This window comes from Vibrio sp. CB1-5 (assembly GCF_059412285.1).
The window spans coordinates 25,631-46,748 of record NZ_JBJHPB010000013.1; the positions used below are offsets into that span (position 1 = coordinate 25,631).

Here is a 21,118-nt window from a genome sequence, read left to right on the forward strand (position 1 = left end):
TTTAATCCTGTGAAATGAAAATGCTTCATCCTATAGTGCCCCATTCTACTCAGCCTAGAGAAGATAGACACGCTCTATATTGCAGATTTTTCACTATTCGGTCAAAAAAGCGCCGCAAACTCACCCAAGCTTTACCTACCAAGCACAACAGAGCAAAGTTTTGTTTGTCACGATGCTCAATCATTCAAGATTTTAGCGACAAGATCGCGTCCGAACAGAGAAAAAGGCAAACGTTTCCCTTTTGATATGCTAGAATTCGCGCCGTAAATCATTTGTCAATTTTCATTAGATTGGAGTCAGTATGAAGCGCGATTTAGCAATGGCTTTTTCACGAGTTACCGAAGGTGCCGCCCTAGCAGGCTATAAGTGGCTAGGCCGAGGCGACAAAAATGCTGCCGATGGTGCAGCGGTGGAGGTCATGCGCAGCCTACTGAACAAGACCGATATCGAAGGCGAAATCGTTATTGGTGAGGGTGAAATCGATGACGCACCTATGCTGTTCATCGGTGAACAAGTGGGTATTGGCGGTGATGCTGTCGACATCGCTGTTGATCCTATCGAAGGAACTCGCATGACGGCGATGGGCCAATCCAATGCTCTTGCAGTGCTTGCCGCCGGTGAAAAAGGCAGCTTTTTGAAAGCGCCAGACATGTACATGGAAAAACTCGTGGTGGGGCCTGGCGCGAAAGGCGTGATTGATCTTAATAAACCACTGACTGAAAACCTAAAAAACATCGCAGCTGCACTAGGTAAAACCCTAGATACGCTGGTAGTGACAACACTTGCTAAGCCACGACACGACGCCGTCATTGCAGAGATGCAAGCGATGGGGGTTCGCGTTTTCGCTGTGCCAGATGGTGATGTTGCCGCTTCTATCCTAACATGTATGCCAGATAGCGAAGTGGATGTGATGTACTGTATTGGCGGCGCGCCAGAGGGTGTAGTCTCTGCTGCGGTTATCCGCGCACTTGATGGTGACATGAACGGCCGACTACTGCCACGTCACGTTGTTAAAGGTGATATAGAAGAAAACCGCACCGCTGGCCAAGGTGAACTCGCGCGCTGTGCTGAAATGGGTGTTGAAGCAAACGTCGTGCTGCGTATGGAAGATATGGCTCGTAGCGACAACGTCGTTTTCTCAGCGACCGGCATTACCAAAGGTGACCTACTTGAAGGCATTACTCGTCAAGGCAACATCGCAACGACTGAAACCTTGCTGATCCGTGGACGCTGCCGCACGATTCGTCGCATCAAGTCTACGCACTATTTAGAGCGTAAAGATCCAGAAATCCGCGACATCATCCTATAAGTCAATAAAGCTTCGTCAAAGGCGCTGATGGTTATCAGCGCTTTTTTTATATCTATGCAAGTCGATACTGCTGGAATGCTAATCTCAGATTGTAAATCATTTGCTTTATTAACCTTATCCGCCATAATACCCCGACTATCTTTACCTCAGGCTGAACAAACGAACGGATTCACTGATGAAAGCCACCGACCACATCGTAAACATCATAAAACGTGAAGGCGCTGTCACTGCAAAACTCATTGCTGAGCGTTTAAGTATTACCACTATGGGGGCTAGGCAGCACCTACAAAGCCTTGAAGAAGATGGTTTTTTAAAGTTTGAGGATGTCAAAGTCAAAGTCGGCCGCCCAAATAGGCATTGGTCATTGACCGCTAAAGGACACGCCCGTTTCTCTGATCGTCACAGCGATCTGACGATTCAATTTATCGATGCGATTGAGACAGTGTTCGGCTCAGAAGGATTAGATAAAGTCGCCAAAGAGCGCGAGCAAAACACCCTCAGTACCTATCGACAGCACTTTGAAACACTAACTGATTTACCTAGCAAGGTTCACAAGCTAGCTGAGCTAAGAGAAAAAGATGGCTACATGGCAGAGTGTGAAGCAAGTGGGGATGGCTATATCCTAATAGAAAATCACTGTCCTATTTGCATCGCAGCAACGCGTTGCGAAGCACTGTGCCAATCAGAACTCAATGTATTTCAAAAGCTTGTTGGTGAAAACATCTCCGTTGAACGCGATGAACACATCGTCAAAGGTGAAAGACGCTGCGTCTACACCTTTCAGCCAAAAGGCTGATCCCCTGTCTCACTACTGAGACAACCAACGCTTTTTATTTTGTCTTCTGTCATTAGCTCCTAGGCTAACTATACACCCCCACCTCAGGAGCGGGTTAGGTAGTACCGTTAATTAGCATAGGAATGCAGACATGGCAGAGTCGATTTCACTCCCTTCATTTGAAGAACTGGCAGCGATGGCCAAAGACAACCCAGAGCAACTTAGCCAGCTTCGACATCAGTTGTGTGAGCAGTTCATTGCTGGTTGCTCCAGTGATATGCAGCCGAGACTGCACGCCCAACAGTCTCACATTGAACGGGTACTGCAACGCGCCAAAAACCCGATACATGCCAATGTGCTTTTAAGAGAAGAGTTACACAAACAGATCGTCAAATTTGCCGATGCGTTGCAGGGAAACATGCAAACACCTCAATCCAATGCAGAGGTCGTTCCTTTTGAACGTGGGCAGGAATGGCGTTGACCGAGTGACACAGTCTTAAGGCACAAAGACAAAAAGGGAAGCCAATGCTTCCCTTTCACCACTCAGAACCGCTTATTTCTCGGGCTCATCACCATATTGGTTTTGACCATCAGTGCCCTTGAGGAAACCACACTCCACCAAGATCCAAGCACCACACGCCAATGCAGCCAATGAAATCACACTTTGCACCAATGAAGGTTGAGCCGCTGTGGCGGGGTCAAGCGTTGGTAAACTCATGCGCCCAAATACGAGCGGTACATTTAATAGCAGCCACCAGCTTGATTTATTGCGGTCGTGCCAACGCTTAGCTGTGATCGCAAAATCAGGGATCAGCAGTACCACCAAGAGTACCGGCAATAAAAAGTGCACTACGTTTGGCAGTAAATAGTTCAACCCCTGAGCGCACACCATGATGGTTAAGTAATAACAGACATTCCACATCCAGAACGTCTTACGACCAATACGGCCATGAAAAGAAAACAGTAACGACTTTAACGACATCAAATCACTCTCATATTAATTAGTAACCTTTTGAAAGCAGGCTTTGTCCATATCGCGGATATTCACCGTCAAACTCTTAATATGGCTCGCCTGCTCTCTAAGTACTTCCATCAGCTTACGCGACAACTCGCGCTTTTGCTCATCCGTTCGTCCAGACAACAGCTCAAAACTGATATGCACAAAATCTTTGCTATCCCCGTACTCGCCGATCAACCAGTTATGGCTGCGCAGTGAACGGGACTTCACCGAGTCAGCATCAAACAGCCCACAGTTGAGTGTTACACGGTGCAAGTCTTCCAGTAGCCCCTGTACATTCAACCTTTCGTCGGCTGTATTCGAATATTCTAAAACCAGATTCGGCATACGACTTCCCTTTTTTTGGCCAATAGCCGACAAGGTATAGCAAGCCGCGAGTAAAATGCCGAGAAGTATTCTATTATTCTGTTTACTGGATCACTTGGGCACGCCATTCTGAGCTCTCTAAACGGGACAATTGTTAGGATAAGATACCAAAGCGATAAAGAAATGACCCCAATCATGATCTACGTGAATTAATCTGTTATATTCTTTCGTAATCACGTTTATTTTTTACATTCGTTTATTACAAACACTGATTTTGGAGAAAATCTCATGCGTCAACCTGTAGTTATGGGTAACTGGAAACTCAACGGCAGCAAAGCAATGGTAACTGAGCTGTTAACTGGTCTAAACGCTGAACTTGAAGGCGTAACTGGTGTAGACGTGGCGGTAGCTCCACCAGCACTTTACATCGACCTAGCTGAGCGTGTTATCGCAGAAGGCGGCAACAAGATCATCCTTGGTGCACAAAACACTGACCTAAACAACAGCGGTGCTTTCACTGGCGACATGTCTCCAGAAATGCTGAAAGATTTTGGTGCAACTCACATCATCATCGGTCACTCTGAGCGTCGTGAATACCACAACGAATCAGACGAGTTCATCGCTAAGAAATTCGCATTCCTAAAAGAGAACGGCCTGAAGCCAGTTTTCTGTATCGGTGAATCTGAAGCTCAAAACGAAGCTGGCGAAACTGAAGCAGTATGTGCACGCCAAATCAACGCAGTGATCGACGCTTACGGTGTTGAAGCACTAAACGACGCAATTATCGCATACGAGCCAATCTGGGCTATCGGTACTGGTAAAGCAGCAACTGCAGACGACGCACAGCGTATCCACGCTTCTATCCGTGCTCTAATCGCAGCAAAAGACGAAGCAGTCGCTGAGCAAGTAATCATCCAGTACGGTGGTTCTGTTAAGCCAGAGAACGCAGAAGCTTACTTCTCACAGCCAGACATCGACGGTGCTCTAGTTGGTGGCGCATCTCTAGACGCTAAGAGCTTCGCAGCAATCGCTAAAGCAGCGGCAGCAGCAAAAGCTAAGTAATCGAACCGATTACCAAAAGCCGGCTCCATTGAGCCGGCTTTTTTGTTTCTATGTGTCCGTCACTTTACTGCGGACAAACAAAAACCGCTGCCAAGGCAGCGGTTTTTCTATGCTCGAGAGAAGGCCGAATTAGAACAGCTCTTCCGCTACTTTGAATAGGTCAGTGCGCACTGGACGCTTCATGTTTTCGATAGCATCGATGATATCATGGTGAACCAGTTGCTCTTTCTGGATGCCCACACAACGGCCACCGTGACCTTCTAGAAGTAGGTGAACCGCGTAGTTACCCATGCGAGATGCTAGAACACGGTCGAAAGCTGTCGGACGACCACCACGCTGGATGTGGCCCAGTACTGTCGCGCGAGTTTCACGGCCAGTACCTTCTTCAATCTCTTTCGCTAGCTCGTTCGCATCCATCATTAGCTCAGTAAGCGCGATGATCGCGTGCTTCTTACCTTTCGCAATGCCATCTTGTATGTTGCTGATTAGCTGCTCTTTATTCAGACCTGTCTCTGGAGTAATGATGTACTCACAGCCGCCTGCAATTGCTGACATTAAGGTTAGGTCACCACAGTGACGACCCATGATCTCAACGATAGAGATACGTTGGTGAGAAGATGACGTGTCACGTAGACGGTCAATCGCATCGATAACAGTGTTTAGTGCCGTTAGGTAACCGATTGTGTAATCAGTGCCAGCAATATCGTTATCGATAGTGCCTGGAAGACCGATACATGGGTAACCCATTTCAGTTAGCTTCTTCGCACCCATGTAAGAACCGTCACCACCAACAACAACTAGAGCGTCGATGCCGTGCTTTTTCAGGTTCTCAATGGCTTTCTCACGAACTTCCACCTCTTTAAATTCTGGGAAGCGTGCAGAGCCAAGGAATGTACCGCCACGGTTGATCACATCAGAAACGCTTGAACGGTCAAGAGGCTTGATGCGGTCTTCGTACAGACCAAGATAGCCGTCGTATACGCCGTACACTTCCAAACCCTCTGACAGAGCAGTACGTACCACGCCGCGTACCGCAGCATTCATACCCGGTGCGTCACCACCACTTGTCAAAACACCAATTTTCTTAATCATGCTCACCCTCGATTTGGCAATCTAATTTTAAATTTTAAGTATGGCGCCTTCGGCGGCGACATACGGAAATCTTGTTATCGTTACACTGGACTCAGCGTGTTCCCCAAAACATCACTGACGTAACTTTATTACTTATGTAAGAGTATTACAGTTTATACTGGCTCGTACGTTGATTCACATCAGAATCGCACTTTTTTATCACGCGCATTGATAATAGACAATGGAATTTAACATTGCCATTACGGCGAGGCCTCCTCCCACGGCGTGTCACCGTCTACGCCCAGCCAGCTAAAAGTCTTGCTGCTTTTGCTCAGCTTCTTCATGAAGCACCACAGAATACGGGTCTTGGTGAATGATCACGTCAGCGCCTGGAAACGCCTTAATCACCTCTTCTTCCGCTTTGTCAGCAATGCGATGCGCCTCGATGAGTGGCAAATGATCATCTAACTCTAAGTGTAACTGAATGAAACGAACCGGACCTGACATGCGCGTTCTTAGCTGATGCACACCAATCACCCCTTCCACGTCATTACACACTTGGCGAATCACGACGAGCTCTTCTTCCGGCAATTGACGATCCAGTAGCGACTGTACCGATTCATAAGCCATTTTTATCGCGCTGACTAAGATAAACACACCAATACCAATCGCAAACACCGAGTCCGCTTGCCCAACGCCATACCAACTCAGTCCAAGAGCGACCATGATCGCCACGTTCATATATAAGTCGGTTTGATAATGCAGTGAATCCGCAGCAATGGCTTGGCTGCCCGTTTTACGAACCACATGTTTTTGAAACGCGACCAAGCCCGACGTCACAATTAAGGCGAAAAGGCTGACATAAATACCCAATTCAGGCGATTGGAGATCATGCGGTCTGAAGAAACGATCGATACCATTAAGAATGAGAAAACAAGCAGAGCCGGTGATGAACATCGATTGTGCCAGCGCGGCTAACGACTCGGCCTTACCATGACCAAAAGTATGTTCTTTATCAGCAGGTTGAAGTGAGTATCGAACAACCATCAAGTTGATCAATGATGCGGCAATATCAAGCAGTGAGTCGATCAAAGAGGCCAGTAAGCTCACCGAGCCTGTGACCCACCAAGTGATCACTTTCGCTATTAATAGGATGGTTGCTACCGTGGTCGCCGCCCATGCAGCCGTGGTAACCAGTTTCGCGTAATTGTCCTTCATGCGCTGTGTGTCTGTTCCTTAAAGATATTTCTAAACACAAAGCAAGTATACCGATAAATGATGACAAAAATAGAAAAAGCGACCAAAAATGGTCGCTTAATATTCGCTAAAGCTATCATAAAAGCTAGAAAGCTAGCTTCACAATACGCTAGATATGCCGATTACTCAGAAGCACGTTTTTCTGCACGCTTCTCCATTTTCGACCAGCATTTTTCCATGCGATCTTGAGACAGCTCTTTAAACTTCTCTTTCTGCTCTGGCGTTAAGATACTCATCATTTCATGTTGCTTCTCAAGCATCTTCACGCGGCGCTCCGCTTGCTTCTCAACCATTTGCGTTGCCAATGCGTTCGCCGAATCTGCATCAAACGTGTCGGCTAATACTAGATCTTGCATTTGCTGCTGGCGTGCTTGCATTTCTGCTTTCTTAGCCGTGAAATCGCCATCAAACTTTTGTTTCATTTGCGCTTTGTTCGATTCACGTAGCTGCTTCATCTGCTCTTTTTGTGCATCAGTCAGGTCTAGTTCGCGGAACATGCGTTTGCCATCAAAACCGCCACACATGCCTTCACCACCTTTACCGTGATGACCACCTTTACCACCGCCGTAAGCGAGTGCACTAGCAGAACCTAGCGCGAGTGGAAGAACAGTTGCAGCGATAACCCATTTCTTTGAAAATTTCATAATCTTTACCCTTATGTGATTCATGCCATGGCTGCCACTGCAGCGCTTGAGTATAGAATAGAAGCTGAGGCGTAAAGCAACGTACAGTGAGCGTAAAGAATCGTAAAGATCGCTTTTTTGAGCCACGAACGCTTTATTATTACAGGGCACAACAATACCGAGGTAGATCATGGCACACATTCTTCTTATCGATGACGACACCGAGCTAACCAGCCTTCTCAAAGACATCTTAAGCTATGAAGGCTTTGAGGTTTCAGAGGCCAATGATGGCTTTGCTGGCTTAGAGGCCATGAGCGAGGCCATTGATTTAGTATTGATGGATGTGATGATGCCGCGCCTCAATGGTATGGATACGCTTAAGAAGCTACGCGAAAACTGGGATACCCCAGTATTGATGCTTACGGCAAAGGGAGAAGAGATAGACCGAGTGATTGGTCTTGAGCTTGGCGCCGATGACTATCTACCTAAGCCATTTAGCGATCGAGAGCTACTCGCGCGCATCAAGGCCATATTAAGGCGCACCAGTAACAAATCAGAAACGAGCTCATCCGATGGAATACGTTTTGATGACATTCAGGTATTCCCAGCCAAACAAGAAGCAACGTGCCAAAACCAAACACTCGACCTGACCACCACCGAATTTGCACTGCTGCATTATTTCGTCCAGCACCCAGGAGAAACGCTAACTAAAGAAGCCCTGAGTCTTGAAGTACTCGGCAAGCGCCTGTCTGCATTCGACCGAGCGGTGGATATGCACGTCTCTAACTTACGTAAAAAACTGCCAGAAAAGAGCGATGGTAAGCCAAGAATCAAAACCTTGCGCGGTCGTGGCTACTTACTGGTGAAGGAGTAAGTATGAAACTGCCAAAAATCAGCAGCCTCTACGGCCGAATTTTTGCGATCTTTTGGTTTACCATGTTGCTGGTACTGATTGCGGTACTGGCACTACCCCACCTCGATCCTCGTGTGGCGAGAGAAGTCTCCACCGAGACACTTGGTCAGATAAAAGCATCTCGCGACAGAATTGAGCGTCAGTTTGCCAACGAGCCAAGTATTGGTCGTATTATTTATAAGCTTGATCAGTCCGATCGCATGCACAATAAAGACCGCAAGACAAAAGGACCAAGCTTCTTCATTGTCGACAAAGCCGGCAACATCTTAAGCACTCAGAAACATGTCGACTTTAAAGAGCGTATACTGAAAAACTTCATTACCTCGGTTGATACGTTCGACAAGCCGATGCAAAAGCTCTACGGCCGTTACATGCTGGTTGGCCCTGTGTCGATTAGCTTAGCCAAGCAAGAGTATGACCTTTATATCGGTATCCGCTGGAACCAACCCCCGCCGTTTTTACTCAGAATGTTTGATAAACCATTCCAACTATTGTTAGTGGTGATGGCCGTCAGCACACCGTTTCTGCTTTGGCTAGCATGGGCACTGAGCCAACCAGCTCGCCGTCTTGAGCGCGCCGCCAAACGTGTGGCTAAAGGAGAGTTCAATCCAGATCCGACCCTCGAAACTGGCACGACAGAGTTTAAGCAAGCAGGACAAAGCTTTAATCAAATGGTACTGGCGGTAAATCAAATGATTTCCGGTCAACAAAGGCTGTTGTCAGACATCTCCCACGAGCTGCGTTCACCACTGACAAGGCTTCGCATGGCGACAGGTCTCGCGACCCGTAAACAAGGTGAGAGTGCAGAGCTGACCCGCATAGACACGGAAGCCCAGCGTCTTGAGCAAATGATTGCCGAGCTTTTGGAGCTGTCTCGCATGAACACCGACAACCATGTCACCCGGGAAAGTCAGCCAGCAAGTAGCCTTTGGGAGGAGATCTTCAGTGATGCTCAGTTTGAAGCCGAGCAAGTAGGCAAAACTTTGCACTTCTCAACGATTCCTGAGCTCTCTATCGTTGGCAACCCTAAGCTGCTCATGAGTGCAATTGAAAATATCGTACGTAATGCGATCCGCTATGGTAAATCCGAGATCAATATCGCGCTGTATCAACACGATGACATGCTGCACATTATTGTCGAAGATGATGGTCCCGGAGTACCCGATGATGAGCTTGACGATATCTTTAGACCATTTTATCGCGTCTCCACCGCTCGCGATCGCGATTCTGGTGGCACCGGTTTAGGACTGGCAATCACACAAAATGCCATCATTCAGCATCGCGGCCAAATCATAGCATCACGCAGTGAGCTAGGCGGTCTGAAAATGCACGTAGAGCTGCCACTATAAATCAGGCAACGAAGCGATATTGATTCTACACTCTTTGTGGTAGCCTTCCGGCTCATGCTCAACACAATAAGAGAATCAAGCAGATGAAGATCTTCAGCAATTTCGAAAGTGGCAACATTGACGTTGTCAGCATTGAGAATAAAGACGATATCCAGCTAAAGATACAAAACGACCATCAGTCTGAGTTTTATCAGTGGTTTCATTTCCGCCTAGAAACTCAGGCTGAACAATCCCACACCATCAAGATCCTTGATTTGGCTAAATCAGCCTATCCAGAAGGTTGGAAAGGCTATGATGTGGTCGCGTCTTACGACCGCGAAGAATGGTTCCGTATTCCATCTGAGTTCGATGGCGACACACTGAGCTTCAACGTGCTACCTGAGCGCGGCTCCATGTATTTCGCTTACTTTGCACCGTACTCTTATGACCGCCACCTCGATCTTTTGCACATGGCGCAAACTGAGCACCACTGCACTCTCGAAACCCTAGGCCACACGTTAGACAACAACGATATGTCACTGCTCACTTTTGGCGAGCCAGAAGAAGGTAAAAAGAACATTTGGGTGATTGCTCGTCAGCATCCAGGCGAGACCATGGCAGAATGGTTTATGGAAGGTCTGATCCAGCGCCTTGTCGATGAAACCGACACTACTGCGCAAGCGCTGCTAGAAAAAGCCGTGCTCTACGTAGTACCAAACATGAATCCAGATGGCGCAAACCGCGGTCACCTGCGCACTAACGCGGTGGGTGTAAACCTAAACCGTGAGTGGCAAACACCTTCTATGGAAAAAAGCCCTGAGGTATTCCTAGTACGTGAGAAGATGCTTCAGACAGGCGTCGACATGTTCTTGGACATTCATGGTGATGAAGCGATCCCATACAACTTTGCTGCTGGCTCTGAAGGCATTCCTTCTTATGATGAGAGACACGCCGGTCTTGAGAATGCGTTCAAACAAGCGCTACTCACCATTACTCCTGAGTTCCAAGATGACTATGGCTACGACAAAGACGAGCCAGGTAAGGCAAATCTAACCGTCGGCTCAAACTGGGTTGCTGAGCAGTTCCGCTGCTTGTCATACACCATTGAGATGCCATTTAAGGACAACAACAACTATCCAGATCCTTTGTATGGTTGGTCGCCTGAGCGCAGTATTAAGTTTGGTCATGACATGGTGGCGGCGACGCTGGCAGTGACGGATAAGCTTTAATCTCGAAAGACACGCAATTAGAGTGTCTCGTCATTCCACTAGCCGCGCGCCTGCGCGCACAGGAATCTACTTGAGGCTTGGTGCACGCTTTAGGTAGATCCCCGCCTGCGCGGGGATGACGTTTTTTTAGCTCTTCAGGTATACTCATTCCATTATTTAGTATGAGTCGACAACCAATATGTTTGATATCGCCCTCTACGAGCCAGAAATTGCTCCAAACACCGGAAACATCATCCGTCTTTGTGCCAACTGCGGTGCAAACCTACACCTTATTGAACCGCTTGGTTTTGATTTAGAAGAGAAGAAAGTACGCCGTGCAGGTCTCGACTATCACGATCTTGCGCGTGTAAAACGCCACAAAGACTACGCGGCGTTTCTTGCTTACTTAGAAGAAAACAATCCGAACTATCGCTTGTTTGCTTGCACCACAAAAACCACCGGCCAGCATACCGATGCGAAGTACCAGCAAGGTGATGTGTTGTTGTTTGGCCCAGAAACTCGTGGCTTACCTGCCGAAGTAATTGAAAGCCTTCCAATGGAGCAACGTATTCGCATACCTATGATGCCAGATGCGCGCAGTCTAAATCTATCCAATGCAGTGGCGATTATTGCCTATGAGGCGTGGAGACAGTTTGGTTTTGAAGGGGCGGTTTAAGCCCTTTTTTAACGAGAGCGTTACCCGAGCCTGAATTTCAGGCAATAAAAAACCCAGCCGAAGCTGGGTTTTCAATACTTACAAGCAGAAACTTATCAATTACTTGATTTTAGCTTCTTTGTACATAACGTGTTGGCGAACAACTGGATCAAACTTTTTGATCTCAAATTTGCCTGGCATGTTACGCTTGTTCTTGTCAGTTGTGTAGAAGTGACCAGTACCTGCAGAAGATACTAGACGAATTTTCTCACGAATGCCTTTAGCCATTGCTTAATTCCTCTTATACGTTCTCGCCACGAGCGCGAATATCAACAAGAACAGCATCGATGCCTTTCTTATCAATAATACGCATACCCTTAGCGGTTAGACGTAGTTTAACAAAGCGTTTTTCGCTTTCTACCCAGAAACGATGAGTTTGTAGGTTCGGCAGAAAACGACGCTTGGTAGCATTTCGTGCGTGTGAACGGTTGTTACCCGTTACAGGACGCTTACCAGTTACTTGGCATACTCGGGACATGAATGTCTTCTCCAAATCGTTTCAGCTCGATATCAACCTTGGTGGCCGAACCTCAATTATAAGAGGCCATAACCATTATGGAATACCCATACAAGGCTATCAAAGGTCGCGCATTATACTAACTTGACATGCATTGCTCAAGACCCGAACAGATCCTTTTTTAAGGATTTGCTGATCTTTTTCACTTTGAGCTGATGTTGGTTGATAATTTAGTGCGCGAATCATAGCAGAAAATCACCAAAACAAAAGCTCTGTATCACAGTTATTACAATAAAAAACGCTTTCTACTGTTTAACAGGCTAAATCCAGCCTCTTTCGGCAAACGAAACCACTTCTCCATCGCCAATCACAAAATGGTCGAGCACACGAATATCGACCAGTCCAAGTGCATCACTCAATCTTCTGGTGATCCTTCTGTCGGCCTGACTCGGCTCAGCAATCCCCGATGGATGGTTATGCGCCAGTATTAGCGCCGCCGAATTATGCTCTAACGCACGCTTAACCACTTCTCTTGGGTATACAGAGGCCGCGTCTATGGTACCTTCAAACATCACCTCATCAGCAATCACTCGATTTTGGTTATCCAAAAACAATATATAGAAGGCTTCGCGTTGGCGATCGCGCAGTATCGACATCAAGTAGTGCTTGGTGTGCTCAGGGCTATTTAAGCTATCACCACGCTGCAAGATCTCCGATAGATAGCGCTGACTCATTTCCAATACCGCTTGAAGCTGCACGTACTTGGCGACACCAAGCCCTTTATGCCGACAAAACTCTTCATTGGTAGCAGAAAACAGCGATCGCAACGAGCCAAACTCAACAAGCAGGTCATCGGCAAGCTGAATTACGTTCTTGCCTTTAATCCCAGTTCGTAAAAATATCGCCAGCAATTCAGCATCGGAAAGCGCGTGACTGCCGCGGCTAAGTAACTTTTCTCGCGGCATGGAGTCTTTGGGGAGCTGATGTAATGTCATTGCTATATAGAGGGGAAATTAAACATTAGGGCAGTTATGACGCATAACATCAAAAGTTACAGTGAACAGGTGATAGGCTGCGAGCCTAAAAGTGACTTTATGTAACTGTTCAGTTTGTTAGTGAGGGCTTGTTGCAAAGGTGGGAAAATCTTGTGCCAGTGGTACGACAGTAGCGGCCGAGCAAGGCTTTTGCTATCTTAGCCGCAGAAAATTGTAAGGAGCAAGCTATGCAAACTTTAGCGGGTAAGAAAATACTGCTTGGTATTAGCGGTGGCATCGCCGCCTATAAATGTGCCGAGCTAACCAGACGCCTAATCGAGCGTGGTGCCGAGGTTCAAGTCGTGATGACTAAAGCGGCAAAAGAATTTATCACACCACTGACGATGCAAGCCGTTTCGGGAAGACCGGTATCAGATAGCTTGCTCGACCCTGCCGCAGAAGCCTCAATGGGACATATTGAACTAGCGAAATGGGCAGACTTAGTTCTGCTTGCGCCCGCTACTGCCGATCTCATCGGTCGTATGGCGGCCGGAATGGGTAACGACTTATTGACAACGCTTGTGCTCGCCACAGACGCCCCTATAGCGGTGTCACCGGCGATGAATCAGCAGATGTACCGCAATGTCGCCACCCAAGAGAACATCGCGACGCTTTCCCGTCGTGGCATGATGATTTGGGGACCAGCAGCTGGTGAGCAAGCTTGTGGTGATGTTGGTCCAGGTCGCATGCTCGAGCCGATGCAGTTGGTTGAGCGCTGTGAACAGTTCTTTGGTCCTAAGCCCTTGGTAGGAAAGTCTGTGGTGATTACCGCAGGCCCAACACGTGAAGCGATTGATCCTGTGCGCTACATCTCCAATCACAGCTCAGGCAAAATGGGCTTTGCGCTTGCAGAAGCAGCGCGCCAAATGGGGGCCGATGTCACCTTGATTGCGGGTCCCGTTGCGCTACCTACACCAGCAGGTGTTAAGCGCATCGATGTCACTAACGCGCAGCAGATGCATCAATCTGCATTGGACGCTGCTGTCTCACATGACATCTTTATTGGCTGTGCAGCGGTAGCCGATTACCGTCCAGTCGATGTCGCGACACAAAAAATCAAAAAGACCGCAGACAACGATGATATGCAGATAGCGATGGTGAAAAACCCAGACATTATCGCCGATGTCGCCTCACTCAGCACGTCTCGTCCATTTACCGTTGGCTTTGCGGCAGAAACCCAAGATGTAGAAACTTACGCATTGGATAAGCTTTCTCGTAAGAATCTGGATATGATTTGTGCAAATGATGTCTCTGTTGCCGGTCAAGGCTTTAACAGCGATTCAAATGCGATTACCGTGTACTGGCAAGGCGGACAGCAGGCGCTAGGTAGCGCAAAGAAAATCGAGCTAGGCCGCGCTATTCTCGAGTGTATCAGTGCTAAGCTCATCAACACATAGCTCGCAACATAAAGCCAGCTAACGCTAGGTACGTAAAGGCTGCGTGGTGCAAACACTGCGCCGCCTCACTCCCTCTGCTCGCCCACCTTGCAAGATAGATTGTTACACACTTCAACCATTTAGCACGTTGAACTGTGTGGATAAAACGCGCTTAGGTACACTAACAGATTCACTTATGGGCGTTATCGTGCTGATTTCGGCATGCAGTAATCAAAAGGAATAGGATTTATGTCCGCTACGAGAAAGTCGAACCGAAAAGAGGAGATCCTTCAGGCTCTTGCTCAGATGCTAGAGTCCAACGAAGGGACATCTCGCATCACGACCGCAAAACTTGCCAAGCAAGTCGGTGTGTCTGAAGCGGCACTCTATCGTCATTTTCCGAGCAAAGCACGTATGTTTGAAGGACTGATTGAGTTCATCGAAGAGTCGCTCATGTCTCGCATCAACCGCATCTTAGATGAAGAAAAAGACACCCTGACTCGCATTCGTCTGGTGCTGCAATTGATTTTGGCGTTTTCTGAGCGCAATCCAGGTTTGAGTCGCATTCTCTCTGGTCATGCTCTAATGTTTGAGAATGAACGATTACGTGAGCGAATTAATCAGCTGTATGAAAGAATTGAGACATCTCTGCGTCAAATTTTGCGCGAGCGCAAAATTCGTGAAGGCAAAAGCTTTCCTGTCGATGAGAAGATCCTCGCCGCACAGCTACTCGGTCAAGTAGAAGGCAGTTTGAACCGCTTTGTTCGTTCTGATTTTAAATACACCCCTACGTCCACCTTTGACGAGTACTGGGCGCTGCTAAAACTACAACTGCAATAACGCTAATGAAAACTGACAAAAAACCGGACTTCAGCTTATCACTGCTGCATCCCAAACACTGGGGCGTGTGGATAGGCTTTGGCCTGTTGGCACTGATCGTCAACCTGCTACCTTACGCGCTGCTATATAAACTCGGTCGTGGCCTTGGCAAATTCGCTATGCGCTTTGGCGGCAAGCGTGCACAAATCGCACGTCGTAACCTAGAGTTGGCATTTCCAGAAAAAAGCCCACAAGAGATCGACGCCTTTGTGGAAGAGAACTTCAAGAACTCTGGCATGGCGCTGATCGAAACGGGCATTACTTGGTTTTGGCCAACCTGGCGCTTCAAGCGCATTCTGGTAGAGAAAGACATCAGCGCACTTAAGCAGCACGAAGCCAACAATAAAGGCGTACTGCTGTGCTGTGTGCACGCACTTAACCTTGAGATCACCGCACGCGCTTTTGCTGTGTTAGGGCTTGCAGGATATGGCGCCTATCGTCCACACAGTAATCCTGCTTACGAGTTCATCCAGTACCGCGGCCGTACTCGCAACGGCAACAAACTGATTTATCGTACCGATTTAAAATCGATGATCCGCGTCATGCGCCAAGGTCACCGTTTGTTCTACCTTCCAGATCAAGATTATGGCCACAACAAGTCTGTATTTGTGCCTTTCTTTGCTGTAGAAGAAACCTGTACCACCACGGGTACCAGTATTTTGGCTTACACCAGTAAGTGTGCGATCGTTCCGGGTTCTGGTTTTAGAAATGCTGATGGTAAGTATGAAATCATGGCTGACATCTCCATTGAAAACGAATATCCCAAAAAAGACGAAGTCGCCGCAGCAGCACTAATGAATCACTACGTAGAGAAGATCATTTTGCGTGCGCCAGAACAATGGCTGTGGATGCACAAGCGATTCAAGTCGGTTCCTGACGAAACCAAAACTAACTCTCGCTATCTGTAACGAGTAGGCATTATGAGCAATCAAGAACATATCGATAAAAACCTCTATGATCCTCGTTTCCAGTGGGCATTTTTACACCCAAAACACTGGGGCACTTGGCTTGGCATCCTACTGGCTGTATTCCTAGCCTTTGTTCCCGCTAAGCCTCGCGATCGTTTCGCGCGCTATATTTCTGGGATCATTGTCGGTAAAAATGGTCGCGTCGTCAGACGTACTCGCCTAAATCTAGAAAAGTGCTTTCCGGAGAAGTCAGAGCAAGAGATCCAACACATCGTTGAAGAGACCTTTGCCAAGGCAGGTCAATACCTACTGGGTTACTCTGAGTTTTTAGTGCGCTCAACCAAACACAACCAAAATCGCGGTGTGATGATTGGTGAAGAAAACCTAATGCCGCTGCTAGATGCTGGCGAAAATGTCATCATCTTGGCGCCGCACGCGTGGGCAGTGGACTACCCTGCGGTCATGCTAGCGGCTCAAGGCCACAAAGTGGCGACCATCATGAAGCCACAAAACAACCCCATCGGTGATTGGCTGATGCACGTCCAGCGCATGCAGTATGGTGGGCGCATCTTTGCTCGCAGCGCCGGCGTGAAGCCGTTTGTTCGCTCTATCAAGGATGGTTACATCGGGTACTGGCTGCCGGATGAAGATCACGGCCCACAAAACTCCGTGTTTGTGCCCTTCTTTGCTGCAGAAAAAGCAACCCTAAAAGGGTTTGGCAAAATGTCTCGCCTGTCTCGTGCCAAAGTCGTGCCCGTGCTGCCTGCCTACAATGATCAAACCAGCAAGTACGAAGTACACATTCTGCCAGCCATCGACAACTTCCCGACTGGAGATGAAGAACAAGACGCTCGCGCGATGAACGCCGCAATTGAAGAGCTGTTGCGTGACAAGCCTGAGCAGTACATGTGGAACTTATATCTGCTAGAAACTCAGCGCGATGGTAAACGTATTTACGACAACATCTAGCGCTGGTTGAGTGTTATCGTCCGTTATCCCAAGAGGGATAACAACCATGAAAAAATCGCTTGCCTCGGCAAGCGCTTTTTTATTCTCAACCACTCAGTACCACTACTTCTGGCACACATCGCAAAAGAAGGTGTTTCGCTGACCTATCTTCATCTCTTTGATCGGCTCGCCGCAGCTATGGCAAGGTTGTTTAGCTCGCCCATATACGTGTAGCTCCTGGGCAAAATAGCCTGGCTTACCGTCCGTTTGCGAAAAATCTTTTAGCGTAGTTCCACCTTGAGCAATAGCTTGTGCTAGCACCTGCTTGATTTCCGTCACCAGAGTTTGCCATTGATTCAGCGTCACTTTATAAGTCGGTGTTGTCGGAAGAATGCCAGCACTAAAAAGTGACTCACAAGCGTAGATGTTCCCCACCCCGACCACGTTAGCGTTATTCATAATGAAGGTTTTAATTGCGACCCGTTTATTCTTCGCGCGCGAGAGCATCCATTCCGCATTGAACTCGTCCGTAAGAGGTTCTGGGCCACAGTTATCCAAAAGCTCATGGGACTCACCTGGAGCGCACCACAACCAAGCCCCAAAGCGGCGTGGGTCGTTGTAACGCATGACCTTACCGTTACTAAGCACCAAGTCAACATGGTCATGCTTTTCAGCTGGCGGCGGGTTTTCCAGTACACGCAGACTGCCCGACATCCCCAAGTGGACAATGGCAGTGCCTTTCGGCGTGTCTAACAACAAATACTTAGCTCGTCTGCGTATTGCGGTTATGGGCTCACCATGTAAACCGTGGATTTCTTCAGGGATCCACCAGCGCAACTGACGCTGGCGCACGATGATCTCTTGAATGGTTTGTTCTAATAAATGCGGGCTAATCCCAAGGCGAGAAACTTCAACTTCTGGTAATTCTGGCATGATGTCTACGCTTAACTGGTCATTGACTGAGTGGACAATAAATAGATGCGGTTATCTCGCACCCTGTGGCAGTAGTTCACTACCTTCAAAGCTTACCGCTACCCATAGGCCATCGTAGGTGTTGAGCAGCCAAAACTGCTCCAACGGGTAAGCGGTAATACGCTGCGGCTCTTCAACCTCGTGATACCAAACCTCGATCGTCATCGGATGCTCAAACGCAGGCTTAAGCTTCTGATAGGTGTCATCATCAACGGGCGTGCCCTGCATCACTTTCCAGCGTGATACGACGCCTTCAGCATCTTGATTCCATTTATTAGGAATCGCGCGCCAGGTATCACCCTGCAGGTAAAACTGGATACCAGCGTAGTTGATTTCTATTGGATCAGCACTTGGATCAAGCACCAAACCTTCACTCGCCTGTGCTGCAGGCTCCAGCATATATTGCTTGATCAGAGTCGGCGCGGCCATCATCAGCATAAAAAAAGCAATGCCAATGATAAGCACATTGTTCCAGCTTCGTCGTGAAAGCTTGATGCGGTTAAATATCATTAGTTCAGCTTGTTACGGTCGTCATCGTCTTTACGTTCAAACTCACCTTCAAAGGTGTTGCCATCGCGCTGATGGTCGCGATGGGAATCAAACGGTCCTTGCTGGAAGTCACCTTGATGGAAACCGCCTTGATGGAATCCTCCAGAAACGCTCTTCACTACCACTTTACTCATAAGATATTTGGCAATAGCCGCGCGCGGTGCTGGCAGCAATACCAGCATACCCATCGCATCCGTCATAAAGCCCGGGGTAAGGAGCAGCACACCTGAGACCGCCAACATAACCCCTTCAACAATTTGTTGCGCTGGCATTTCACCTTGCTGCAGCTTCGACTGCACTGACATCAGGGTTTGCAAGCCTTGACTACGCACTAGTGAGGCTCCCACTACCGCCGTCAATAGCACTAGGCCTATAGTAGGCCATAAGCCCAAAAAGCCGCCGACTTGGATAAATAGCCCAATCTCAATGATTGGAACAAAAATAAATAGCAATAACAGTATCGGAAACACACGCTCCTCCTTGGTTTGCTGTCAGTTTACGCCTACCCTTTACTAAACCACAAATAAATTACTCGGATTCAACCGCTAAGCGCACAAAATGAGTTTTTCAAAATATAAATCGACTCAGTTAATGATGCGAATTTTATGAGGGAAATCTCATCTCACGAGGACTTTGCTAGCCTTTGCAATAATTAAGTGAAAAAGGTGATCTGGCTACTATTTTTATGTGCCACTTTGAGTAATATGTACCCCATAAGTCAGGACGTAATAACTAGCCAATTATTCTGGCGAATGGATTCTTAAAACAGATTTGGCAAAATAACTGTCATTAACGCAGAATTATTCTCTAAGGATCCAAAATATGGCGACAACTATTCTTGAGCAAACAGTTGCGACTCAAGCCACTCGTATTGAAGAAGATCTATTAGGCCAACGTCATGTCCCGGCCGATGCTTACTACGGCATCCACACGCTACGCGCTATCGAAAACTTTAATATCTCCAATGTGACCATTTCTGATGTACCCGATTTTGTTCGCGGTATGGTCATGACCAAGAAAGCCGCTGCGCTCGCCAACAAAGAGCTTGGCGTGATTCCAAAAGACATCGCTCAATTTATTATCCAAGCTTGTGACGTGATCCTTGAAACAGGCAAGTGTATGGATCAGTTTCCATCGGATGTGTTCCAAGGCGGTGCCGGCACTTCTGTGAACATGAACACCAACGAAGTGATCGCTAACGTGGCACTGGAACTGATGGGCAAAGAGAAAGGCCAATATGAGTTCATTAACCCAAATGACCATGTTAACAAGAGCCAATCAACAAACTGTGCTTACCCGACAGGTTTTCGTATCGCGGTCTACAACAGCGTACAAAAGCTCATCGATGCGATTGAATATCTAAAAGGTTCGTTCGAAGCGAAGAGCCAAGAGTTCTCTACTATTTTGAAAATGGGTCGTACTCAGCTTCAAGATGCGGTACCAATGACAGTTGGCCAAGAGTTCCACGCCTGGGCGGTAACGCTGAACGAAGAGATTCGTGCTCTTGAGTACACGTCAAAGCTATTACTAGAAGTGAATATCGGCGCAACAGCCATCGGTACTGGCCTAAACGCAGCTCAAGGCTACCAAGAGCTTGCCGTTAAACACCTATCTGAAGTGACAGGTCTTGAGTGTGTACCAGCAGAAGACCTTATCGAAGCGACCTCTGACTGCGGCGCATATGTAATGACTCACGGTGCACTTAAGCGTCTGGCGGTGAAACTGTCTAAGATTTGTAATGACTTACGTCTGCTTTCTTCTGGTCCTCGCGCGGGCCTTAACGAGCTTAATCTGCCTGAACTGCAAGCTGGCTCTTCTATCATGCCAGCGAAGGTGAACCCAGTGGTTCCTGAAGTGGTGAACCAAGTGTGCTTTAAAGTGCTTGGTAACGACAACACCGTCTCCTTCGCAGCAGAAGGTGGCCAGCTTCAGCTTAACGTTATGGAGCCAGTCATTGCACAAAGCATGTTTGAATCTCTGGATATCCTGAAAAATGCGTGCATCAACCTGCGCGACAAGTGCATTGATGGCATTAGCGTTAATAAAGAAGTGTGTGAAAGCTACGTTTACAACTCAATTGGTATCGTCACTTATCTCAACCCTTACATCGGTCATCATGAAGGCGACATCGTAGGTAAGATCTGTGCAGAGACCGGTAAGAGCGTAAAAGAGGTAGTACTTGAGCGCGGCCTTCTATCTGAAGAAGAGCTAGATGACATTTTCTCAGTAGACAATCTGATGAAACCTCAGTATAAAGCCAAACGCTACGAGTAATGACGCCTAAAGGCTCCCCCAGTATGGGGGGGCCTTTTTAGTACCTATTTCTCATTGGTAAAACTTATTCCCTAATATTATCTACAACGTCCGCTTGTCATCGTATTTGATAACGGACACTCGAAACAAGGATTGA

Annotated in this window: 24 protein-coding genes; 13 read left to right on the forward strand and 11 right to left on the reverse strand. The window is 47.7% G+C overall.

Annotated features, from left to right (window positions below):
• The first annotated feature begins 301 nt into the window (after nt 1–301).
• The 3 genes from glpX (at nt 302) to ACJB0T_RS11140 (ending at nt 2,565) form a co-directional block, all read left to right on the forward strand.
• Entirely contained in the window at nt 302–1,309 is a 1,008-nt protein-coding gene (gene glpX, locus ACJB0T_RS11130) for a class II fructose-bisphosphatase (RefSeq protein WP_479288565.1), read from the forward strand.
• A gap of 175 nt (nt 1,310–1,484) precedes the next feature.
• Nucleotides 1,485–2,105 (forward strand): helix-turn-helix transcriptional regulator, encoded by a 621-nt coding sequence (locus ACJB0T_RS11135; protein WP_479288563.1) that lies wholly within the window; start codon nt 1,485–1,487, stop codon nt 2,103–2,105.
• Between the two features lie 130 nt (nt 2,106–2,235).
• Complete coding sequence (locus ACJB0T_RS11140) at nt 2,236–2,565, forward strand: DUF3135 domain-containing protein (RefSeq protein ID WP_479288561.1); 330 nt, start codon at nt 2,236–2,238, stop codon at nt 2,563–2,565.
• A 72-nt stretch (nt 2,566–2,637) separates the two neighbouring features.
• On the opposite strand, the gene ACJB0T_RS11145 is transcribed toward ACJB0T_RS11140, so the two are convergent.
• Together ACJB0T_RS11145 and ACJB0T_RS11150 are read right to left on the reverse strand one after the other, a co-directional pair.
• On the reverse strand, nt 2,638–3,066 hold the full coding sequence (locus ACJB0T_RS11145) for a DUF805 domain-containing protein (protein ID WP_479288559.1): 429 nt from the start codon (nt 3,064–3,066) through the stop codon (nt 2,638–2,640).
• A 15-nt stretch (nt 3,067–3,081) separates the two neighbouring features.
• Nucleotides 3,082–3,429: a 5-carboxymethyl-2-hydroxymuconate Delta-isomerase gene (locus ACJB0T_RS11150; RefSeq protein WP_479288558.1), complete on the reverse strand. Its 348-nt coding sequence runs from the start codon at nt 3,427–3,429 to the stop codon at nt 3,082–3,084.
• Nucleotides 3,430–3,696: 267 nt separating this feature from the next.
• Here ACJB0T_RS11150 and tpiA point away from each other — a divergent pair, with 267 nt between their 5' ends.
• Nucleotides 3,697–4,470: a triose-phosphate isomerase gene (tpiA, locus tag ACJB0T_RS11155; protein WP_353497307.1), complete on the forward strand. Its 774-nt coding sequence runs from the start codon at nt 3,697–3,699 to the stop codon at nt 4,468–4,470.
• 129 nt (nt 4,471–4,599) lie between these two features.
• Here tpiA and pfkA read toward each other — a convergent pair whose 3' ends face one another.
• From pfkA to ACJB0T_RS11170, 3 genes are all read right to left on the reverse strand, one after another.
• Entirely contained in the window at nt 4,600–5,562 is a 963-nt protein-coding gene (gene pfkA / locus ACJB0T_RS11160; protein WP_479288556.1) for a 6-phosphofructokinase, read from the reverse strand.
• Between the two features lie 288 nt (nt 5,563–5,850).
• Complete coding sequence (fieF, locus tag ACJB0T_RS11165) at nt 5,851–6,759, reverse strand: CDF family cation-efflux transporter FieF (RefSeq protein WP_479288554.1); 909 nt, start codon at nt 6,757–6,759, stop codon at nt 5,851–5,853.
• Between the two features lie 161 nt (nt 6,760–6,920).
• The gene (locus tag ACJB0T_RS11170; RefSeq protein ID WP_479288552.1) at nt 6,921–7,442 is read right to left on the reverse strand and encodes a CpxP family protein; all 522 of its coding nucleotides are present in this window, start codon (nt 7,440–7,442) and stop codon (nt 6,921–6,923) included.
• Between the two features lie 169 nt (nt 7,443–7,611).
• Here ACJB0T_RS11170 and ACJB0T_RS11175 point away from each other — a divergent pair, with 169 nt between their 5' ends.
• The 4 genes from ACJB0T_RS11175 to trmL all read left to right on the forward strand — a co-directional run bounded on the left by ACJB0T_RS11175 (nt 7,612) and on the right by trmL (nt 11,546).
• Nucleotides 7,612–8,295 (forward strand): response regulator, encoded by a 684-nt coding sequence (locus ACJB0T_RS11175; protein ID WP_479288550.1) that lies wholly within the window; start codon nt 7,612–7,614, stop codon nt 8,293–8,295.
• Between the two features lie 2 nt (nt 8,296–8,297).
• On the forward strand, nt 8,298–9,683 hold the full coding sequence (gene cpxA / locus ACJB0T_RS11180; protein ID WP_479288547.1) for an envelope stress sensor histidine kinase CpxA: 1,386 nt from the start codon (nt 8,298–8,300) through the stop codon (nt 9,681–9,683).
• Between the two features lie 83 nt (nt 9,684–9,766).
• Nucleotides 9,767–10,891, forward strand: a complete 1,125-nt coding sequence (locus tag ACJB0T_RS11185) for a M14 family metallopeptidase (protein WP_479288545.1) — start codon at nt 9,767–9,769, stop codon at nt 10,889–10,891.
• A 178-nt stretch (nt 10,892–11,069) separates the two neighbouring features.
• Nucleotides 11,070–11,546 carry a tRNA (uridine(34)/cytosine(34)/5-carboxymethylaminomethyluridine(34)-2'-O)-methyltransferase TrmL gene (gene trmL, locus ACJB0T_RS11190; protein WP_479288543.1) on the forward strand — a complete coding sequence of 159 codons (477 nt, stop codon included), beginning with the start codon at nt 11,070–11,072 and terminating at the stop codon, nt 11,544–11,546.
• A gap of 99 nt (nt 11,547–11,645) precedes the next feature.
• Here the strand turns inward: trmL and rpmG are convergent, their stop codons facing one another.
• From rpmG to radC, 3 genes are all read right to left on the reverse strand, one after another.
• On the reverse strand, nt 11,646–11,813 hold the full coding sequence (rpmG, locus tag ACJB0T_RS11195) for a 50S ribosomal protein L33 (RefSeq protein ID WP_002535344.1): 168 nt from the start codon (nt 11,811–11,813) through the stop codon (nt 11,646–11,648).
• A 13-nt stretch (nt 11,814–11,826) separates the two neighbouring features.
• A complete protein-coding gene (gene rpmB, locus ACJB0T_RS11200) occupies nt 11,827–12,063 on the reverse strand; it encodes a 50S ribosomal protein L28 (protein WP_004728407.1) in 237 nt (78 codons plus the stop codon).
• Nucleotides 12,064–12,362: 299 nt separating this feature from the next.
• Complete coding sequence (gene radC, locus ACJB0T_RS11205) at nt 12,363–13,037, reverse strand: RadC family protein (RefSeq protein WP_479288541.1); 675 nt, start codon at nt 13,035–13,037, stop codon at nt 12,363–12,365.
• Nucleotides 13,038–13,264: 227 nt separating this feature from the next.
• On the opposite strand from radC, the gene coaBC reads away from it, so the two are divergent.
• The 4 genes from coaBC (at nt 13,265) to lpxM (ending at nt 17,208) form a co-directional block, all read left to right on the forward strand.
• A complete protein-coding gene (coaBC, locus tag ACJB0T_RS11210) occupies nt 13,265–14,473 on the forward strand; it encodes a bifunctional phosphopantothenoylcysteine decarboxylase/phosphopantothenate--cysteine ligase CoaBC (protein WP_479288539.1) in 1,209 nt (402 codons plus the stop codon).
• Between the two features lie 228 nt (nt 14,474–14,701).
• Entirely contained in the window at nt 14,702–15,292 is a 591-nt protein-coding gene (slmA, locus tag ACJB0T_RS11215; RefSeq protein ID WP_479288537.1) for a nucleoid occlusion factor SlmA, read from the forward strand.
• Nucleotides 15,293–15,297: 5 nt separating this feature from the next.
• Nucleotides 15,298–16,239: a Kdo(2)-lipid IV(A) acyltransferase gene (locus ACJB0T_RS11220; protein ID WP_479288535.1), complete on the forward strand. Its 942-nt coding sequence runs from the start codon at nt 15,298–15,300 to the stop codon at nt 16,237–16,239.
• Nucleotides 16,240–16,251: 12 nt separating this feature from the next.
• The gene (lpxM, locus tag ACJB0T_RS11225; protein ID WP_479288533.1) at nt 16,252–17,208 is read left to right on the forward strand and encodes a lauroyl-Kdo(2)-lipid IV(A) myristoyltransferase; all 957 of its coding nucleotides are present in this window, start codon (nt 16,252–16,254) and stop codon (nt 17,206–17,208) included.
• Nucleotides 17,209–17,310: 102 nt separating this feature from the next.
• Here lpxM and mutM read toward each other — a convergent pair whose 3' ends face one another.
• From mutM to ACJB0T_RS11240, 3 genes are read right to left on the reverse strand one after another with little or no spacing between them, the layout of a single operon-like run.
• Nucleotides 17,311–18,120: a bifunctional DNA-formamidopyrimidine glycosylase/DNA-(apurinic or apyrimidinic site) lyase gene (mutM, locus tag ACJB0T_RS11230; RefSeq protein WP_479288531.1), complete on the reverse strand. Its 810-nt coding sequence runs from the start codon at nt 18,118–18,120 to the stop codon at nt 17,311–17,313.
• A 51-nt stretch (nt 18,121–18,171) separates the two neighbouring features.
• On the reverse strand, nt 18,172–18,669 hold the full coding sequence (locus ACJB0T_RS11235; RefSeq protein WP_479288529.1) for a hypothetical protein: 498 nt from the start codon (nt 18,667–18,669) through the stop codon (nt 18,172–18,174).
• Complete coding sequence (locus tag ACJB0T_RS11240) at nt 18,669–19,178, reverse strand: FxsA family protein (RefSeq protein WP_479288528.1); 510 nt, start codon at nt 19,176–19,178, stop codon at nt 18,669–18,671. Before ACJB0T_RS11240 ends, ACJB0T_RS11235 begins: the two co-directional genes overlap by 1 nt.
• 352 nt (nt 19,179–19,530) lie before the next feature.
• Between ACJB0T_RS11240 and aspA the strand changes: the two genes are divergently transcribed.
• The gene (gene aspA / locus ACJB0T_RS11245; protein ID WP_479288526.1) at nt 19,531–20,982 is read left to right on the forward strand and encodes an aspartate ammonia-lyase; all 1,452 of its coding nucleotides are present in this window, start codon (nt 19,531–19,533) and stop codon (nt 20,980–20,982) included.
• Nucleotides 20,983–21,118: the final 136 nt, after the last annotated feature.

Bases quoted from the DNA above. Each gene is read 5' to 3' on its own strand.
- radC (WP_479288541.1), bottom strand. From the start codon at position 13,037: ATGACATTACATCAGCTCCCCAAAGACTCCATGCCGCGAGAAAAGTTA.
- ACJB0T_RS11220 (WP_479288535.1), top strand. From the start codon at position 15,298: ATGAAAACTGACAAAAAACCGGACTTCAGCTTATCACTGCTGCATCCC.
- ACJB0T_RS11145 (WP_479288559.1), bottom strand. From the start codon at position 3,066: ATGTCGTTAAAGTCGTTACTGTTTTCTTTTCATGGCCGTATTGGTCGT.
- rpmB (WP_004728407.1), bottom strand. From the start codon at position 12,063: ATGTCCCGAGTATGCCAAGTAACTGGTAAGCGTCCTGTAACGGGTAAC.
- rpmG (WP_002535344.1), bottom strand. From the start codon at position 11,813: ATGGCTAAAGGCATTCGTGAGAAAATTCGTCTAGTATCTTCTGCAGGT.
- ACJB0T_RS11140 (WP_479288561.1), top strand. From the start codon at position 2,236: ATGGCAGAGTCGATTTCACTCCCTTCATTTGAAGAACTGGCAGCGATG.
- trmL (WP_479288543.1), top strand. From the start codon at position 11,070: ATGTTTGATATCGCCCTCTACGAGCCAGAAATTGCTCCAAACACCGGA.
- aspA (WP_479288526.1), top strand. From the start codon at position 19,531: ATGGCGACAACTATTCTTGAGCAAACAGTTGCGACTCAAGCCACTCGT.
- mutM (WP_479288531.1), bottom strand. From the start codon at position 18,120: ATGCCAGAATTACCAGAAGTTGAAGTTTCTCGCCTTGGGATTAGCCCG.
- tpiA (WP_353497307.1), top strand. From the start codon at position 3,697: ATGCGTCAACCTGTAGTTATGGGTAACTGGAAACTCAACGGCAGCAAA.
- ACJB0T_RS11150 (WP_479288558.1), bottom strand. From the start codon at position 3,429: ATGCCGAATCTGGTTTTAGAATATTCGAATACAGCCGACGAAAGGTTG.
- ACJB0T_RS11170 (WP_479288552.1), bottom strand. From the start codon at position 7,442: ATGAAATTTTCAAAGAAATGGGTTATCGCTGCAACTGTTCTTCCACTC.
- glpX (WP_479288565.1), top strand. From the start codon at position 302: ATGAAGCGCGATTTAGCAATGGCTTTTTCACGAGTTACCGAAGGTGCC.
- lpxM (WP_479288533.1), top strand. From the start codon at position 16,252: ATGAGCAATCAAGAACATATCGATAAAAACCTCTATGATCCTCGTTTC.
- fieF (WP_479288554.1), bottom strand. From the start codon at position 6,759: ATGAAGGACAATTACGCGAAACTGGTTACCACGGCTGCATGGGCGGCG.
- pfkA (WP_479288556.1), bottom strand. From the start codon at position 5,562: ATGATTAAGAAAATTGGTGTTTTGACAAGTGGTGGTGACGCACCGGGT.
- ACJB0T_RS11185 (WP_479288545.1), top strand. From the start codon at position 9,767: ATGAAGATCTTCAGCAATTTCGAAAGTGGCAACATTGACGTTGTCAGC.
- slmA (WP_479288537.1), top strand. From the start codon at position 14,702: ATGTCCGCTACGAGAAAGTCGAACCGAAAAGAGGAGATCCTTCAGGCT.
- cpxA (WP_479288547.1), top strand. From the start codon at position 8,298: ATGAAACTGCCAAAAATCAGCAGCCTCTACGGCCGAATTTTTGCGATC.
- ACJB0T_RS11135 (WP_479288563.1), top strand. From the start codon at position 1,485: ATGAAAGCCACCGACCACATCGTAAACATCATAAAACGTGAAGGCGCT.
- ACJB0T_RS11175 (WP_479288550.1), top strand. From the start codon at position 7,612: ATGGCACACATTCTTCTTATCGATGACGACACCGAGCTAACCAGCCTT.
- coaBC (WP_479288539.1), top strand. From the start codon at position 13,265: ATGCAAACTTTAGCGGGTAAGAAAATACTGCTTGGTATTAGCGGTGGC.
- ACJB0T_RS11235 (WP_479288529.1), bottom strand. From the start codon at position 18,669: ATGATATTTAACCGCATCAAGCTTTCACGACGAAGCTGGAACAATGTG.